Annotated in this window: 11 protein-coding genes and 5 pseudogenes; 8 read left to right on the forward strand and 8 right to left on the reverse strand. The window is 64.9% G+C overall.

The window, feature by feature from the left end; translation table 11 throughout:
- The first annotated feature begins 66 nt into the window (after nt 1–66).
- On the forward strand, nt 67–1086 hold the full coding sequence (locus ABIF91_RS41210; RefSeq protein ID WP_028181144.1) for a patatin-like phospholipase family protein: 1020 nt from the start codon (nt 67–69) through the stop codon (nt 1084–1086).
- Nucleotides 1087–1104: 18 nt separating this feature from the next.
- On the opposite strand, the gene ABIF91_RS41215 is transcribed toward ABIF91_RS41210, so the two are convergent.
- Together ABIF91_RS41215 and ABIF91_RS41220 are read right to left on the reverse strand one after the other, a co-directional pair.
- Nucleotides 1105–1533, reverse strand: coding sequence for a CBS domain-containing protein (locus ABIF91_RS41215; protein WP_028181143.1), 429 nt, complete (start codon nt 1531–1533; stop codon nt 1105–1107).
- A gap of 191 nt (nt 1534–1724) precedes the next feature.
- Nucleotides 1725–2532 (reverse strand): annotated as a pseudogene (locus tag ABIF91_RS41220) (rhomboid family intramembrane serine protease).
- Between the two features lie 454 nt (nt 2533–2986).
- Here ABIF91_RS41220 and ABIF91_RS41225 point away from each other — a divergent pair.
- On the forward strand, nt 2987–3541 hold the full coding sequence (locus ABIF91_RS41225; protein ID WP_028181141.1) for a PAS domain-containing protein: 555 nt from the start codon (nt 2987–2989) through the stop codon (nt 3539–3541).
- A gap of 131 nt (nt 3542–3672) precedes the next feature.
- Complete coding sequence (locus tag ABIF91_RS41230; protein ID WP_028181140.1) at nt 3673–4806, forward strand: DJ-1/PfpI family protein; 1134 nt, start codon at nt 3673–3675, stop codon at nt 4804–4806.
- Between the two features lie 64 nt (nt 4807–4870).
- Here the strand turns inward: ABIF91_RS41230 and ABIF91_RS41235 are convergent.
- Nucleotides 4871–5258, reverse strand: a pseudogene (locus ABIF91_RS41235) (hypothetical protein).
- 145 nt (nt 5259–5403) lie between these two features.
- Between ABIF91_RS41235 and ABIF91_RS41240 the strand changes: the two are divergent.
- Both ABIF91_RS41240 and ABIF91_RS41245 read left to right on the forward strand, forming a co-directional pair.
- Nucleotides 5404–5910, forward strand: a complete 507-nt coding sequence (locus ABIF91_RS41240) for a GNAT family N-acetyltransferase (RefSeq protein WP_028181139.1) — start codon at nt 5404–5406, stop codon at nt 5908–5910.
- Nucleotides 5911–6027: 117 nt separating this feature from the next.
- On the forward strand, nt 6028–6321 hold the full coding sequence (locus ABIF91_RS41245; RefSeq protein WP_028181138.1) for a hypothetical protein: 294 nt from the start codon (nt 6028–6030) through the stop codon (nt 6319–6321).
- 78 nt (nt 6322–6399) lie between these two features.
- On the opposite strand, the gene ABIF91_RS41250 is transcribed toward ABIF91_RS41245, so the two are convergent.
- From ABIF91_RS41250 to ABIF91_RS41270, 5 genes and pseudogenes are all read right to left on the reverse strand, one after another.
- Nucleotides 6400–8325, reverse strand: a complete 1926-nt coding sequence (locus ABIF91_RS41250) for a DEAD/DEAH box helicase (protein ID WP_424579858.1) — start codon at nt 8323–8325, stop codon at nt 6400–6402.
- A 250-nt stretch (nt 8326–8575) separates the two neighbouring features.
- Nucleotides 8576–8989 carry a VOC family protein gene (locus tag ABIF91_RS41255; RefSeq protein ID WP_028181136.1) on the reverse strand — a complete coding sequence of 138 codons (414 nt, stop codon included), beginning with the start codon at nt 8987–8989 and terminating at the stop codon, nt 8576–8578.
- A 312-nt stretch (nt 8990–9301) separates the two neighbouring features.
- Nucleotides 9302–10369: pseudogene (locus ABIF91_RS41260) on the reverse strand (serine hydrolase); the annotation flags it as partial.
- 181 nt (nt 10370–10550) lie between these two features.
- A protein-coding gene (locus ABIF91_RS41265) for an IS3-like element ISRj2 family transposase (protein WP_129557670.1) occupies nt 10551–11680 on the reverse strand; the annotation gives its coding sequence in 2 pieces (ribosomal slippage) (nt 10551–11428 and nt 11428–11680; 1131 coding nt in all).
- Between the two features lie 54 nt (nt 11681–11734).
- Nucleotides 11735–12367, reverse strand: a pseudogene (locus ABIF91_RS41270) (zinc-binding dehydrogenase); the annotation flags it as partial.
- A gap of 456 nt (nt 12368–12823) precedes the next feature.
- On the opposite strand from ABIF91_RS41270, the gene ABIF91_RS41275 reads away from it, so the two are divergent.
- The 3 genes and pseudogenes from ABIF91_RS41275 to ABIF91_RS41285 all read left to right on the forward strand — a co-directional run bounded on the left by ABIF91_RS41275 (nt 12824) and on the right by ABIF91_RS41285 (nt 15278).
- Nucleotides 12824–14167: an IS1380-like element ISBdi2 family transposase gene (locus ABIF91_RS41275; protein WP_208086440.1), complete on the forward strand. Its 1344-nt coding sequence runs from the start codon at nt 12824–12826 to the stop codon at nt 14165–14167.
- Nucleotides 14168–14330: 163 nt separating this feature from the next.
- Nucleotides 14331–14492 (forward strand): annotated as a pseudogene (locus ABIF91_RS41280) (MFS transporter); the annotation flags it as partial.
- Nucleotides 14493–14666: 174 nt separating this feature from the next.
- Nucleotides 14667–15278, forward strand: a complete 612-nt coding sequence (locus ABIF91_RS41285; protein WP_024340745.1) for a PilZ domain-containing protein — start codon at nt 14667–14669, stop codon at nt 15276–15278.
- Nucleotides 15279–15399 lie beyond the last annotated feature (121 nt).

Here is a 15399-nt window from a genome sequence, read left to right on the forward strand (position 1 = left end):
TGGCGGAGCGCAGCAGCGGTGCCTAGTCTGGTGATACGGGCTGGCCTCGGCGTTAGGAGGGTTTCGGTGCTGGACAGATTGAAGGGTCGGGGCTCCAATGGCGAGAAGGTAGGACTCGGCAGCATCCGCCGGCCGGTCATCGGCCTTGCCCTCGGCGGCGGCGCGGCCCGCGGCTTCGCCCATATCGGCATCATCAGGACCCTGCTCGCCAACGGCATCGTGCCTGACGTCGTGGTCGGCACCTCGATCGGCGCCGTGGTCGGCGGCCTCTATGCGGCCGGCCAGCTCGACACGCTGGAAGAATGGGGCCGCAGCCTGCAAGGCATGCGCAACATCCTCGGCTATCTCGACATCCGCCTCAACGGCTCCGGCCTGATCGGCGGCGAGAAGCTCGCAATCCGGCTGGAGGAGGCCTGCGGCCAAACCCAGATCGAGGACCTTCCGATCAAGTTCGCGGCCGTGGCGACCGAGGTCCGCACCGGCCACGAGATCTGGCTGACGCGCGGCCGCGTGGTCAACGCGATGCGCGCCTCCTATGCGCTGCCGGGCATCTTCGCGCCGGTGCTGATCGGCGACCGCTGGCTGGTCGACGGCGCGCTGGTCAATCCGGTACCGGTTTCGGCCGCCCGGGCGCTCGGCGCCGAAATCGTCATCGCTGCAAATCTTTCCAGCGACATCTTCACCCATTCCACGACGATCTATTCGCACGGCGCGATGCCGGAGACGGTGGCGCCCGAGGCCGGGGAGACGACGGTCAAGCGGCGCTTTCCGCGGTTGTTCTCGCCGGAGAAGACCGTGAAGCGCGAGTTCTTCGGCGGCGGCGGCCGGCCCGGCATCTCCTCGGTGATGGTCGATGCCTTCAACATCATGCAGGACCGCATCACCCGCGCCCGCCTCGCCGGCGATCCGCCTGACATGCTGATCACGCCACGCGTCGGCCAGATCGGCTGGTTCGACTTCCACCGCGCCGATGACCTCATCGCCTTCGGCACCCGCGCAGCCGAGCGCGCGCTGGATTCGATCCAGGAGGCCATCCATGTGCTGGCGCCGGCGCCCGAGGGCACCGCGCCAAAAGCACAGGAATGAGGTCAGTTGTGAGGTAGGTCAGGCCGTCTTGATGTAGTCGCGCAGGGCCTCCTGCTCCGACTCGTATTCCTGGACCCGGCGCTTGACGATGTCGCCGATCGAGATCAGGCCGACCACCTTGCCGTTGTCGATCACGGGCAAATGGCGGAACTTGCCCGACGTCATCATCTCCATGAGCTCGGCCACGGTGTCGGTCTCCTTGCAGGTCACGACCTTGCGGGTCATGACGTCCGAGACCGGCGCCTCCAGCACGCCGGCGCCGCGCTCGCCCAGCACGCGCACAATGTCGCGCTCCGACAGGATGCCCTCGAGCCGGCTCTGGTTCATCACCAGCACCGCGCCGATCTTCTTCTCAGCAAGCAGCTTGATCGTGGCGCCCAGCTTGGCGTCGGGCTCGACGCTCACGATCTGGTGCCCCTTGGTGTTCAGAATGGAACGTACCGTCATTGCAGCCTCCCTGAATCGGAGCCGTCCGCCCTCGAGGCGATCCGAACTTGTTCTTCGAGTCTTCAACTAACAGTTTTGGCGCCGGTTTCACGCTCAGGCGCGTTGCGAAGCATCGCCGCTAGCAGCTTGCGGCTTCGAAACATTGTTCTCGCGGATGATGGATGAATTCGGGCCGCGCCGCAAGCGCCGCTTCAAATACGGTTTGAAATGTCCTGTGATGACGCATCCGCAGCATCGCCTCGAACGCGCGGCACGGGATCGAACAGGGCGAACAGCAGCAGACCGGCAAAGAAGCCGCCGATATGCGCCTGCCAGGCGACGCTCGTGGTCTCGGAATCGATCCCGATCGCCCCAACGCCGAAGATGATGTTGACGCCGAACCAAACGCTGAGGAAGCCGATCACCCGTCCGTCGCGCAGCGCGCGCGACAGCGGCAGCGCTGGAACTTTTGCGGCGGTATCGGCGTCCGAGCGCGCTGAACGACAGAAAGCTGCCGCGGACGAAGGCGAAGCGGATTGCGGCTGCCATCGCGCCCGACACCGAGGCCGAGGCGCCGATCATCGGGGCCACCGCATGCTCGTGGGTGATGAGATGGGCCAGCGCGCCGGCCGCCGCCGTCACCGCCAGGAAGACGAAGAACCTGACCGCGCCGAAGCGCCGCGCCAGCGCGCTGCCGAACGGCAGCAGCCACAGCACGTTGAAGCCCAGATGGGTCAGATTGGCGTGCAGCAGCGAATAGGTGACGAAAGTCCAGACCTTCGCGCCCGCCCCGCCCGGGATCTGCAGATTGAGCAGCGAGGAATCGTAGCGCTTCGGGATGAAGCCGAATACGTCGATGGTCCAGTTCTCGAGCTCCGGCGGCAGCAACACCCGCAGATGAATCACCGCCAAAAGCAGGATATAGGCGGTCAGCGCCGCGGGCAGCGTCAGGATCGGCTCGCGCGGAGCTTCCTCGACGACGGCAGGCACGTCCGGTGACGAATCTTGCGGGGAATCCAAGGCAGCTTCGCTTTCAGGCGCGATCGGAGCGGTAGGCTTGGAGATAGTCGCCTTTACCGTCCCTGCGCAAGTGCACAAACGGAAAAGGCAGGGCCCTGGGAAAGCCCTGCCTGTCCGTGTCGGTCTTCCGGTGGCCGGAGAGATAAGGAGTATCCCCACCCCTCCCCGCGGCCCGTGACCAAACTGTTTGACGCCCTGTGTACAGGCCTTGCCGAGAACCTGGAGAAAGCGGCAAGGCTTGCGACCGCGGTCACCATAGCAGGCACGCGGCCGGCACAAAGCGCATAGTTAATTTAACGTTAACAACGCAAAGGCAGGCACAAGAGGGCCGAAAACGCCGCTGCGGCATGGACGCTGCAAATCCCCTCCTGCACAACAAGAGATGGGATCGCGGGTGCACTGAAGCGGGACAGGTTTGTCCCGTGAGGTCGCGCCCGGGGGTTAGCGTTCAGACATGAAACATCCGTCGAGCCGCGCGTTCTTCGCGTATTGGAACAAGAAGCGCGGCACTGCGCGAGCCCCTGACCGGGCCGACATCGATCCGGCTGCGGTCCGCGGCCTGCTCGGCGACATCTTCGTGCTGTCCTGCGAGCCGAACCTCGGCTTCCCGTTTCGCGTCGCCGGCACGCGCGTCTGCGCGCTCGCAGGAACAGACCTCAAGGACCAGAGCTTTGCGGCGCTGTTCACTGACGCGAGCCGCAGCGAGATCGAGGAGATCACGACAATCGTCGCCGACGAGACGCTCGGCGCGATCGCCGGCGTCACCGCGGTGCGCGAGGACGGCAGCAAGGCGCATCTCGAACTGCTGCTGCTCCCCTTCAACGCCCGCCCGCACACGCCGGTGAGCGTGACAGGCGTGCTCGCGCCGTTCGACGACGAATGCGGCACGCTCTCCGCCTTCACCCTCACCTCCTGGCGCTATCTGCACCAGCCGGAGAAACTCCTGCCGCGCGCCATCCGCAAATTGCAGATCGCACGCGGGCTGATGGTGTATGAGGGGCTGAGATAGCCTCCGCCGTCCGCCGCGCGACAAGCCAACGCGCGGATGGCCGCTTTTGCCGGATTTGCGTCATTCCTGATGTCGTCGCCAGCGGTTAGCTTCCGCCTCGCGTGAAGCAACGAGGATCGGGTGAGACCATCATGATATGGCGCATTCTGGCGTTGTGTGGCGTCGGCTGCGTGGCACTGCTGGCGGCGATCGGTGGAACCTGGCTGTTCCTGCTGCCTGGCTCGCCGGCTCAGGGGACCGCGCCTGCGATATCCAAGGACGAGACCGAGGCGACGCTTGCGGCATTGCAGCCGCCGAAGCGCAAACGTCCCCTGATCGCCATCGTCGGTATCAACGAGATGAGCGAGACCACCGACTATCTGATGCCGTACGGCATCCTCGCGCGCGCCGACGTCGCCGACGTCCTCACATTGGGGACGCAGCCCGGACCCGTCGCGCTCTATCCCGCGTTGAAAGTGCAGCCGCACGCGACGATCGCCGAGTTCGATGCTACGCATCCCGACGGTGCGGATTACGTCATCGTGCCGGCGATGAGCCGCGAAGACGAAGCCGTGGCCCTGCAGTGGATCAAAAGCCAGGCCGGCAAGGGCGCGATCGTCATCGGCGTCTGCGTCGGCGCCATGGTCGTTGCCAATACCGGGCTGCTTGACGGCCGCCAGGCCACCACGCATTGGTATTCCGTGCGCGATCTGCAAAAGCATCCCGCGATCCGCTATGTCGCGGACCGCAGGCTGGTGGTCGACCGCGGCGTCGCGACGACGACCGGCATCACCGCATCCATGCCGATGGCCCTGACCCTGGTCGAGGCCATTGCCGGCCGCGCCAAGGCGCTAGCCGTCGCCCGCGACATCGGACTTGCGGAATGGGATGCGCGCCACCGCAGCGAGGCCTTCCGGTTCACACGTCCTTTTGCACTGACGGCGATCGCCAACACGCTCGCACTCTGGAACCGCGAGCAACTCGGCATCGCGCTGACGCCTGATATCGACGAGGTGTCGCTTGCGCTGATCGCCGATGCGTGGTCGCGCACCTATCGCTCGCACGCCCTCACCTTTGCCGCCACGGCGGAGGCGCGGACGAGCCGCAACGGCCTCCGCATCCTGCCGGACAGGATCGCGGCCGACTGGCCGGCACAGCAGACGCCGCCGGCCGCCGTCGACCTGCCGCCGGCGCGGGCACTGCACCAGACGCTCCACGCCATCCATGCGCGCTACGGGCCGCGCACGGCCGACTTCGTCGCGATGCAGCTCGAATATCCGAGATAACGGCGCGGCAACGCGTCGGCTGTCGCGTGCAACGGCCGACGCACCGTGTTTGCGCAGAGCGCCGTTACGGCGTCGCCAGATGCCAGGCACCGTTCAAGAAGCCGTCGCCGGTGATGTCGCCCGGGCTTCTGGTCCTTGGCGAAGGTGTAGAGCGGCTTGCCCTTGTAGGCCCACTGCCTGGAGCCGTCGTCGCGCGTGATGATGGTGTAGCCGTCGCCGGCGGCGTCGCCCGCCTCGGCCTTCAGCACCGGCCAGTTCGTCGCACATGGACCGTTGCAGGCCGACTTGCCGTCCGCATCCTTGTCGAAAGTGTAGAGCGTCATGCCCTTGGCATCGGTAAGCACACTGCCCTTGTCGGTCTTGCCCGTCTTGGTCGGCGGGGCGGCAAAGGCGGCGGGAACGATCGCGAGCGATATTGCCAGCGCGAGCGCGAGGCGGATCGAGGACGTCATGATATCTCCTGTCATGCAATTGGCCTGCATGGGTAGGACGCCGCACGCGGCCTCGTATTCCTCGGATCGCAGAAAGATATTTTTCGCTGCGCGCGCCAACGCGGCGGAATAAACTGGACCAACCGAGACGTAACGACGGATCAACATGAGCAAGCCGCACTGGCGTCCCGCGCACACCTCCGATCTGCCCGCGATCGGCGCCATCGCGGCGCGGATCCATCCTGATCTTCCGGAACGCCCCGAGGTGTTCGCGGAGAAGATGCGGCTCTATCCCGGCGGATGCCGCGTGCTTGTCGCCGGCGACGAGATCGCCGGCTACGGGCTTGCACATCCCTGGAAGCAGCATCAGATCCCGCCGCTCGATCGTTTCCTGGAACGACTCCCCGAGGATGCAGACTGTCTCTACGTGCACGATATCGCCGTGCTGCCGGATCGGCGCGGCGGCGTTGCGCGCGCCTATATGACCGGGATCGCGGAGCTGGCGCGCGCCTCCGGCATCGCGACGCTCGCGCTGGTCTCGGTCTACGCCACGCGGCCGCTGTGGGAACGTCTCGGCTTTCGTCCCGTGGCGGCGGATGCGTCGCTGCAGGCGAAGCTGGCCTCCTACGGACAAGGCGCGACCTATATGTTGCGCGACCTCGCTGCGACGTAACATCCCGCCCCGGGCTCACGCGGGCGTGAAACCGCCTCCTCGAACCGAGTCAGATCAGCCTCCGTCGAAGATGTGTGCGAGCCCTTACGGCCTCGCCGAACCGAGGCTGGAGAATCCATGAAGCTCACATTGTCGAAAGTTGCTTTGATTGCATGCGTTGGGACGGTCGCGTTCACCGCGACCAGCGCCACCGGTGCGCAGTACCGGACCTATGGCTGCGACACCGCGTTCTTCGAAGGCTGCGGCTTCCTGATCGAGACGCCGAACGTGGGCAGAAAACCCACCACAGTAATCCATCGCGACACCTCGCCAATCTACATGAAGCAGACCGATCCCCGCTACAGCTCGTCGATGCGTGATGCCGGCGGTGGTGGCGGAGGCGGAGGTGGTGGTGGCGGCGGAGGCCGCTGAGCCCACACCTGCCCTTTCAGATGATGTCGCCGGTGCAATCCGGCGGCATCATTGCTGTCTGGGTTGATCGGTGGCCGGTCAGCCTCGCCGTTTCTTCTTGGCCTTCTTTCCAGGCGCGCCCTTTGCGGGCCACGGCGTGACCGACGGCTCTGCGGGACCCGGCCTGCTCTTGTGCTTGTTCTTTCCGAAAGAAGGAGCATCGGCGAATTTCGGCGCGCGCTCGCCGTGAGCTTTGCTGCGTGGCTTGAATCCACTTGCCTCGCGCGGGCGATCGTCGCGACGTTCACGATGATCGCCGGCCTCGCGCCGGGGCGCGTGAGACCGCTCCTCCGAATCTTCCGGCCGGCGCGACGCCTCCGCCATCGGCTCGATGCGGATGCTGTCTTCCTTGTCCGGACGCTTGATCTTGGCGGCGAAAGACTCCGCGACCCGCTCGGAAATCTCGAACTCGGTGGTGGTGTCCATGATCTTGATGGCGCCGATGTCGTGCTTGTCGATGCCGCCGCGGCGGCAGATCATCGGCAGCAGCCAGCGCGCCTCCGCATTCTTGCGCCGCCCGATGGCGGCGCGGAACCAGACGCTGCCTTCCGCCATGCCGTGTTTCGACGATGCTTTACCAGGCTTCGATCGGAGCCGCGCTGGGCGATCCTCGCCATCCGCGCCTTGAGATCTGTCGCGACCACGATCGTCGCGCGTCCGGCCGCTTCGTTCGCCGGGATCGATGATGTCCTCCGGCGACGGCAGCCGCGCGCGGTAAAGCCGCGCCAGCGCGGCGGCGATGTCCTCCGCCGAGCGCTCGGCCAACAGCGCCTGCGCCAGCACCAGATCGTCGGCCGTCGTCTCCTCGGTGAACAGAACGTCCTTCATGCGCTCATGATCGAGCTTGCGGATTTCTTCCGCCTGCGGCGCGGTGCCCCAGGCCGCATCGATGCCGGAGACGTTGAGCAGCAGTTCCGCGCGGCGCCGACGTGCGGACGGCACCAGGAGGACACTGGTCCCCTTGCGGCCCGCGCGCCCCGTGCGGCCGGAGCGGTGCTGCATCACTTCGGCGTCGTTGGGCAGATCGGCATGAATGACGAGGTCGAGGCTCGGCAGGTCGATGCCGCGGGCGGCAACGTCGGTTGCGACGCAGACGCGGGCGCGTCCGTCCCGCAAGGACTGCAATGCCAGGGTCCGCTCGTTCTGCGTCAGCTCGCCCGACAGCGCGACGACGGAAAAGCCGCGCTCGAGCAGCGCCGCCTGCAAATGCCTGACCGCATCGCGCGTGCTGCAGAACACCAGCGCGCTCGGCGCCTCGTAGAAGCGCAGTACGTTGACGACGGCGTGCTCGACGTCGGCGGGCGCGATGCGGATCGCGCGATACTCGATATCGGCGTGGCCGCCTTCGTCGCCGGCGACCTCGATCCGGAAGGCGTCGCGCTGGTATTGCCTCGCCAGCGCGACGATGCCGCGCGGAAACGTCGCCGAGAACAGCAGCGTGCGGCGCGTCTCCGGCGTGGTCTCGAGAATGAATTCCATGTCCTCGCGAAAGCCGAGATTGAGCATCTCGTCGGCCTCGTCGAGCACGACGGCGGCGAGTTCGGAGATGTCGAGACGGCCGCGCCGCAAATGATCGCAGAGCCGCCCGGGCGTGCCGACGACGATGTGCGCGCCGGCCGCCAGTTCGCGCTGCTCGCGCCGCGGATCCATGCCGCCGACACAGGAGACGACGCGCCCGCCGGCATGCTCGTAGAGCCAGGCCAGCTCGCGCTGAACCTGAAGCGCGAGCTCGCGGGTCGGCGCCACGATCAGGGCGAGCGGCGCGGCCGCAGGTCCGAACTGCTCGGCGTCATCAAGAAGATTCTTCGCGATGGCCAATCCGTAGGCGACCGTCTTGCCGGAGCCGGTCTGGGCCGACACCAGAAGGTCACGGCCGCTGGCTTCGTGGGCAAGCACGGCGAGCTGGACGGGGGTCAGTGAATCATAGTTCCGCTCGGCCAAAGCGCGGGCGAGCGGCGGGGTCAGGGCCGGAAGGGACACGAGATGGAGAACCTTGGTTGATTCAGGCGCGGAACGGTGATCCGGCGAACCTGAGCTGCATGCGCGGCGAACGGCTTGGCCGCACGCTGGCGATTTGATCTGGGCGCTCTTTACGCCAAGCGCCGGCAAATCGCCATGCCTATGTTGCATGGCTTGACGAAAAGCACCGCGCCCGAAGATTGCAGGCGATCTCTGTAGTCGCGTTCAGCGCGACGCTTGTACTACCCCAATCCTTTCAGATCTCCGCATACATCTCCAGCAGATTGCCGTCGGGATCGCGGAAGAACAGCGTACGGTGACCGAAGGGCTGGTCCGTCGGCGGCGACAGCAGCGCTACGCCTTGCCGCAGGAGTTCATCGGCACATTGGTCGACCTCGGCGGCGGAGACCTTGAAGGCCAGTTGCAGCGAGGCGCTGCCTGCCGGGATCGGCGCATCGGAGGCAGTCCGGCTCGGCCTCGCCAAGGCCAGCGTGTTGCTGCCCAAGCCGTATTCGATCCAGTTCGGCGACAGCTCGCGCAGCAGCGGGAAGGCGAGGACATCCTCATAGAAGCGGCGCATCGCCGCCATGTCGCGCACGAAGATGACGGTGTAGTCGATCGCGCGGATGGCGCTGAAGGGGGAGCGTGCCTTGTTCGACTGCGGCTCCATCGTCGGCTTCGCTCCTAAATCCGCCATGCGGTCGGCGACGAAGACGCCGTTCGGCTGGTGAAAGACGATCTGATCAATTTCGCCATCTTCGCCGCGAAACTCGACGGCAAAGCCGTCCAGCTCGACAATGCGGAACCTGCATCCTTGCTGCGGCTCGAGACGATAGGCCGGCTGGAAGTCGGACTTCAGGATCAGCCGGCCGTCAGCGTCAAGAGTCACGTGGTGATTCACGCCGCCGCTCTTGAAATGCCCGGCGCAGCGCTCACAAAAGGTAGGGTCCGTACAATCCCCGGCAGCGCGCCGCTCGAACACGATATCCCTGACCATCGGCTCCAACGGCGTGGACAGATGGACGATATTGCCGTCGCGATCGGTATGGAACGTAATCGGAAGATTGTCAGGTAGAAGTCGTTCGACGACCTCCGGAGTCACGAACGTCTCGAAATGCCGATGCGCGAGCGGCGCGTGCATGCCGCGCCACGACCAATGTAGCACGCCATCCTGCATGCGGATCGACATCACGCCGTAGGCCGGATGCGCATAGTCGGCGGCATAGGCGGACAACGCATGCGCCGGCTTTGTATCCTTGTGGCGCGTCTTCTCTCGCGCCTCCTTGTCGGCCGGGATATGTGCGATGAAGTCGTCACGAAGCTTGTGGAAGCGCGCGAACCAGTCTACGGGCTGGCGTCCGCGCAACCGGTCGACAATGTACCACGTCAGGATCTGCGGCACTGCGCTCGGACTGCGATTGGTAAGCACGGCCACCCCTATGCCGGCATTCGGCACTAACGTCATCAGTGAGCCCCAGCCATTCCATCCGCCGCCGTGCCACATTAGGCGATCGCCATGATAGGTGTTGGACTGAAATCCCAATGCATAGTGACCGTGGCCGAACTCGGAGAATTCCGACTTTCCAACGTGTGCCAACGGCGTATGCAATTGCTCCACCAGTGCCGCCGGTAGCAGGCGCTCACCATTAAACTCGCCCATCCCAAGATGCAGGCGCATCCAGTTCGCGAGATCAATCACCGACGTATTGATCGCGCCTGCGGCAGTGACCCGGATGGGCAACCGTAGTCCCGGCAGCCGCGTGTCGACGTGAATCATGTACGGAAGTGCCGCGTCGGCCACGGCTTCGAGCTCGTCCAGCGAGAAGCCAACCGTCATGCCGAGCCGATCCGTCGGGCGCTCGCGCACAAAGGCTTCAAAGCTCTTCCCGCTGAGCCGCTCGATCAGGAGACCGGCGGCGTTGTAGCAGAGGTTGTTGTATTGCCAGCTGGTGCGAATGTCGCGGCTCAATTCGAGGTGTCGCATGAGTGGCAGCATTTCAGCTGGCGCAAGGTCGCCGGGCAAGTGAAGCCAGTCGTGCCGCGGCAGCCCCGATTGATGGGATCAGCAGGTCGCGAATGGTGACGCGCTCGGTGGCAATCGCGTCATGCAGCCGAAACTCCGGAAGATAGTCGCGTACCGAGAGCTGGCCCCGGTTGTTTGGACAGCGCCCCGCTGGATTTAAGTGGATTCCTGCCGGGTTATGCTGAACGCGGGGCTTCGTCGGCGACGGTCATGCGGCCATCACCATAGCTTGCGTGCCGAAGTAAGCCTCGTCGGGCGTGCGCCCGTCAAGGCTCGAGTGAGGGCGTCCCTGATTGTAGAAGGCCAGATACTTGGCAATTGACGCTCGCGCCTCGGACACGCTGTCGTAGGCGCGGAGATATACTTCTTCGTATTTGACCGTGCGCCAGAGCCGCTCGACAAACACGTTGTCGCGCCAGGCGCCCTTGCCGTCCATGCTGATGGCGATCTTCGCGTCCAGCAGCACATCGGTGAACTCGAGGCTGGTGAACTGGCTGCCCTGATCCGTGTTGAAAATCTCGGGCCTGCCGTGCTTCGCCAACGCCTCCTGGACCGCTTCGACGCAGAAGGCCGCCTCCATTGTGATCGAGACGCGATGGGCCAGGACCCGTCGGCTGAACACATCGACGACCGCCGCGAGATAGACGAAGCCACGCCGCATCGGAATGTAGGTGATGTCCATTGCCCACGCATGGTCGGGCCGCTCGATCTTCAATCCGCGCAACAGGTACGGGTAGATCTTGTGACCCGGAGCCGGCTTGCTCGTGTTCGGGCGACGATAGACCGCCTCGATCCCCATGCGCTTCATCAGCGTCGCGATGTGGCGGCGACCGGCGTATACGCCCTCCCGCCGCAGCAACGATCGCAGCATACGCGCTCCCGCGAAGGGATAATCGAGATGCAGCTCATCGAGCCGACGCATCAAGGCAAGGTCCTCGGCCGAAACTGGCCGAGGTTCATAGTAGACCGTGCTGCGAGCCAGCTTCAGGACCTTCGCCTGGCGCACGATAGAAAGATCATGATCGCGGTCGATCATCGCTTTGCGCTCAGCAGGCCCGCCTTGGTGAGCGCGCCGGACAAAAAATCGTTTTCCAACGCCAGCTCGCCGATCTTGGCATGTAACGCCTTCAAATCGACCGGCGTCTCGGCCGATGTCTTGTCATGCCCAAACACGCCGGCGGCGCCTTCCAGGAGCTGGTTTTTCCAGATCGTGATCTGGTTCGGATGAACATCAAACAGTTGCGCCAGCTCCGCCAGTGTCTTGTCGCCTTTGACCGCAGCCAAAGCAACCTTCGCCTTGAATGCCGGAGAATGCGTCCGGCGGCTCTTCTTCGTCATCTTCGCTCCTGATTCGCAGCAAGAATCCTCGCCGCTGTCAGGCAGAAAATCCACTCAAGCTACTGTCCGAATTTGCGGGGCCAGCTCTTCCCTCACCGCCTGTGCGACGCCCTCTTCCGTGAACGGATAGATCGTCTGCATCTTCAGCCACGAATATTTGCCGGCCGTGCGGTAGAGCATGTCGACGCCGAGCGGCAGGTCGTTGCCGGTAAAACCCCAGGAGCCCAGCACGTTGAGGTCCTTGGTGCAGATGCGGTGCCAGGAGGTGTCGATCGATCCGGCGTCGGTGAACTGGCCCATTTCGACATAGGTGCCGCCGTCGCGCAGCATCTCGATGCCTTCGGGGCCCGCGGTCGGATGGCCCGAGCAGTCCATCACGAGATCGGCGCCGAAGCCACCCACGATATCGCGCACGCGCGCGATGCGCTCCTGCGGCGACTTCAGCTCTTCGATGTTGACCGTCGCCTCCGCGCCGAATTCGCGCGCGAGCTTGAGCCGCGGCTCCTCCGGCGCGCCGACGCAGATCACGCGCCCTGCGCCCATCTCCTTGGCGGCTGCGACCGCCAAAATGCCGATCGGGCCCGAGCCCTGGATCACCACCGTGTCGCCCCAGCTGAAACCGCCGGCGCGACTCGCGCGATTGAAGGCGCGGATGCAGGAGGTCAGCGGCTCGGACAGCGCCCCTAACCCGTCTTATTCGCGAGAGGGCGCCTGAGAGGCTGGCGAGCGTGGTGTAAAGCGCTGATGCGGCGTAGGATTCGGTTGCGAAGCCACCCCATCACCTTCAACCGCGAACGCCACGCCCGCCATGACCGATGATACGATTTCAGACCACTATCGAGAAGCAAGAATTCAACACAAATAAAACCTCTGCCTCGCGCTCGATCTCTTCATGCTTGATAGTCTCGTTTCGGAGGCTGAGCACCTACCGCGTCTAATAGGCCGCTCGCGCCGGTTTCTTTGGACGCGGCACGACCGCGACTCCACGTTTCGGCACAGAAATGATCGGGAGTCACTCAATCTTTCTTCAACTTAACCCGTCTTATTCGTAAGAGTGCGCCTGAGGGGTAAAGCGCTGATGCGGCGTAGGATTCGGTTGCGAAGCCAACCCCATCACCTCCAACCGCGAACGCCACGCCCGCCATGACCGACGATACGATTCCGCCCTTCTCGTTTCCAGCCGTTCACGCCAAGAAAGTCACAGCTGCCTTCGATGGTGGGCGCCTAACCTCGAACGGGGGCGTGATGCTTCTGGCGATGGCCGAGCGGCGTCTCGGTTTGGCCAACAATCTGGCCCGGGTGTTCCCGGATCGGCGCGATCCGACGCGGGTCGTGCACAGCCTGGTCGATATGTTCCGCGCTCGCATGTTCGCGATCTGCTGCGGCTACGAGGACGCCGACGACCTCGATCATCTGAGGTCCGATCCGGCATTCAAGCTGGCCTGCGGTCGCCTACCGGACACGGGCCGGGATTTGTGTTCCCAGCCGACGCTGTCGCGGCTGGAGAATGCTCCGCGCCTGCGCGACGTGATCCGGCTGACCTACACTTTGGTCGACGCATGGATGGATAGCTACCCGCGCGAGCCGGCATCCGTCACGCTCGACATCGATGATACCTGCGACGTCGTCCACGGCCATCAGCAGCTCTCGCTGTTCAACGCTCATTATGACGAACGCTGCTTCCTGCCGATCCACGTCTACGACACGGAGAAGAGCCGGCCCGTGGCCGTCGTGCTGCGGCCCGGCAAGACGCCGGGCGGCGTCGAGGTGCGTGCCCATCTGCGCCGCCTGGTACGGCATATCCGGACGCGATGGCACAACACGCAAATTACGTTCCGTGGCGACGGGCACTATGCCCGGCCGGAGGCAATGGCGTGGTGCGAGACCAACGGCATCGACTACATCTTCGGTCTGTCCGGCACCAAGCCTCTCGCCAGAAAAGTCGACGAGGTCGCCGACGACATCCGCACGCGACGCGCCATCGAGAACCTGCCGGTTCTGCGTGGCTATACCGAGACGCGCCACAAGGCAAAGTCCTGGGATCGCGAACGGCGCACTGTCGCCCGTATTGAGGCGACGATGCTCGGCCTCGACATCCGCTTCGTCGTCACCAGCCTCGATGTCGGCTCGGCCGAGTGGATCTACGACAGCCTGTATTGCGCGCGCGGCCAAGCCGAGAATCTGATCAAGCTGCATAAGACGCAGCTCGCCTCCGATCGCACCAGCTGCCGTTCGGCGCTCGCCAACCAGGTCCGTCTCGTGCTCCATACGGCCGCTTATTGGCTGATGCTGACCGTGCGCGACGCCATTCCCAAAGCCCGGGAATTGGCCGCTGCCGAGTTCGCGACGCTGCGTCTTCGGCTCTTGAAAATCGCCGCCCGTGTCGTCGAGACCACGAGCCGCATTCGCCTTGCGTTTGCCGCGGCATGTCCCGAAGCCGACCTGATCTGCGGCTTGCCCGGCGCGCTGCTGCCGCTCGGTCCTTGACCGGCGGGGCGTCCGCCCCCGTTCGCCCAACCCATCCCTCAAGCGCGTTGCAAAGTACCGGTCGTCAGGCGGCGAAAAGCCGAAGGCAATCCTGTGCGCCTCGTCAGACAAGATGTGCGGCCGCATCAATCGGGCCCAAAAGCCGCACTCTCACGAATAGGACGGGCTATACAACATGGCGGGGCTGGGGATGCGGGCTTTCAGCGGCATCACGGTGGGGTTGTTCGGCGCGGCGATCGGCATTCACTGGTCGCTTGGGCTCTCGGCTCTGCTGCTGCTGGCCCTGCTCTGCCTTCTCTACGGGCGCGCGACGAAGAAGACCTGAAGGCAGCCGGATGGCAGCCAGCCCCGCCGGCTGCGCTGCGATCGCCCCCGGTGTGGCCTTCCGAGCGCATTGTTTCCGTTCGGAAACGCCAGCGCCCAATCCTAACGCGACATTAACCCTATGCACCTTAGGGTCGTCCCGGACTCCGCCCGGGCGGGGGGTCGGGTGTTGAAAATGGCGTTGGCGAACAAGAAATTTCTTCCGGCCGCCGAGGAGCGGAGGCGCTTCCAGCGGGTGAAGGTGCACCTGCTCGGCCGTTACATGCTGCCGGACCGCCGGGAATTCCCCTGCCAGGTGATCAACATGTCGCCGGGCGGCCTCGCTTTGCTCGCGCCCGGCATCGGCAATGTCGGCGACCGCGTCGTCGCCTATCTCGACCATATCGGCCGCGTCGAGGGCAAGATCACCCGCATCATCGACAACGGCTTCGCCATGACGATCGGTGCGACGCCGAGGAAGCGCGACAAGCTCGCGGCCCAGCTGACCTGGCTCGCCAATCGCGACATCCTCAACCTGCCGGAGGACCGCCGCCACGACCGTATCGTGCCGCGCAACCCCATCGCGGTGCTGACGCTCGAGGACGGCACCAAGATGACCTGCCGCATCATCGACCTCTCGCTGTCGGGGGCCGCGATCGCCGCGGAGAACCGCCCGCCGCTGAAATCGACCGTTCTGCTCGGCCGGGTCCAGGGCCGCGTGGTCCGAAACCTCGAAGACGGCTTCGCGCTGGAGTTCCTGCACGAGCAGCCGATCGAGACACTCGAAGAGAGCGTTACCGCGCGGTAAAGCGCGCGGACGCGAAAACCTCATTATTTCCAGGCTCGAAGGCGGCCTCCGCGATGCGGACGCCGCCTTTTTCACGTCCCAAGGCGGCCGCCTTGCGGTTAACCCGTCCTATTCGTGAGAG

This window comes from Bradyrhizobium sp. USDA 241, assembly GCF_049739505.1.
Classification (GTDB): domain Bacteria; phylum Pseudomonadota; class Alphaproteobacteria; order Rhizobiales; family Xanthobacteraceae; genus Bradyrhizobium; species Bradyrhizobium liaoningense.

Bases quoted from the DNA above. Each gene is read 5' to 3' on its own strand.
- ABIF91_RS41215 (WP_028181143.1), bottom strand. From the start codon at position 1,533: ATGACGGTACGTTCCATTCTGAACACCAAGGGGCACCAGATCGTGAGC.
- ABIF91_RS41225 (WP_028181141.1), top strand. From the start codon at position 2,987: ATGAAACATCCGTCGAGCCGCGCGTTCTTCGCGTATTGGAACAAGAAG.
- ABIF91_RS41230 (WP_028181140.1), top strand. From the start codon at position 3,673: ATGATATGGCGCATTCTGGCGTTGTGTGGCGTCGGCTGCGTGGCACTG.
- ABIF91_RS41240 (WP_028181139.1), top strand. From the start codon at position 5,404: ATGAGCAAGCCGCACTGGCGTCCCGCGCACACCTCCGATCTGCCCGCG.
- ABIF91_RS41245 (WP_028181138.1), top strand. From the start codon at position 6,028: ATGAAGCTCACATTGTCGAAAGTTGCTTTGATTGCATGCGTTGGGACG.
- ABIF91_RS41255 (WP_028181136.1), bottom strand. From the start codon at position 8,989: ATGGAGCCGCAGTCGAACAAGGCACGCTCCCCCTTCAGCGCCATCCGC.
- ABIF91_RS41275 (WP_208086440.1), top strand. From the start codon at position 12,824: ATGACCGACGATACGATTCCGCCCTTCTCGTTTCCAGCCGTTCACGCC.
- ABIF91_RS41285 (WP_024340745.1), top strand. From the start codon at position 14,667: ATGGCGTTGGCGAACAAGAAATTTCTTCCGGCCGCCGAGGAGCGGAGG.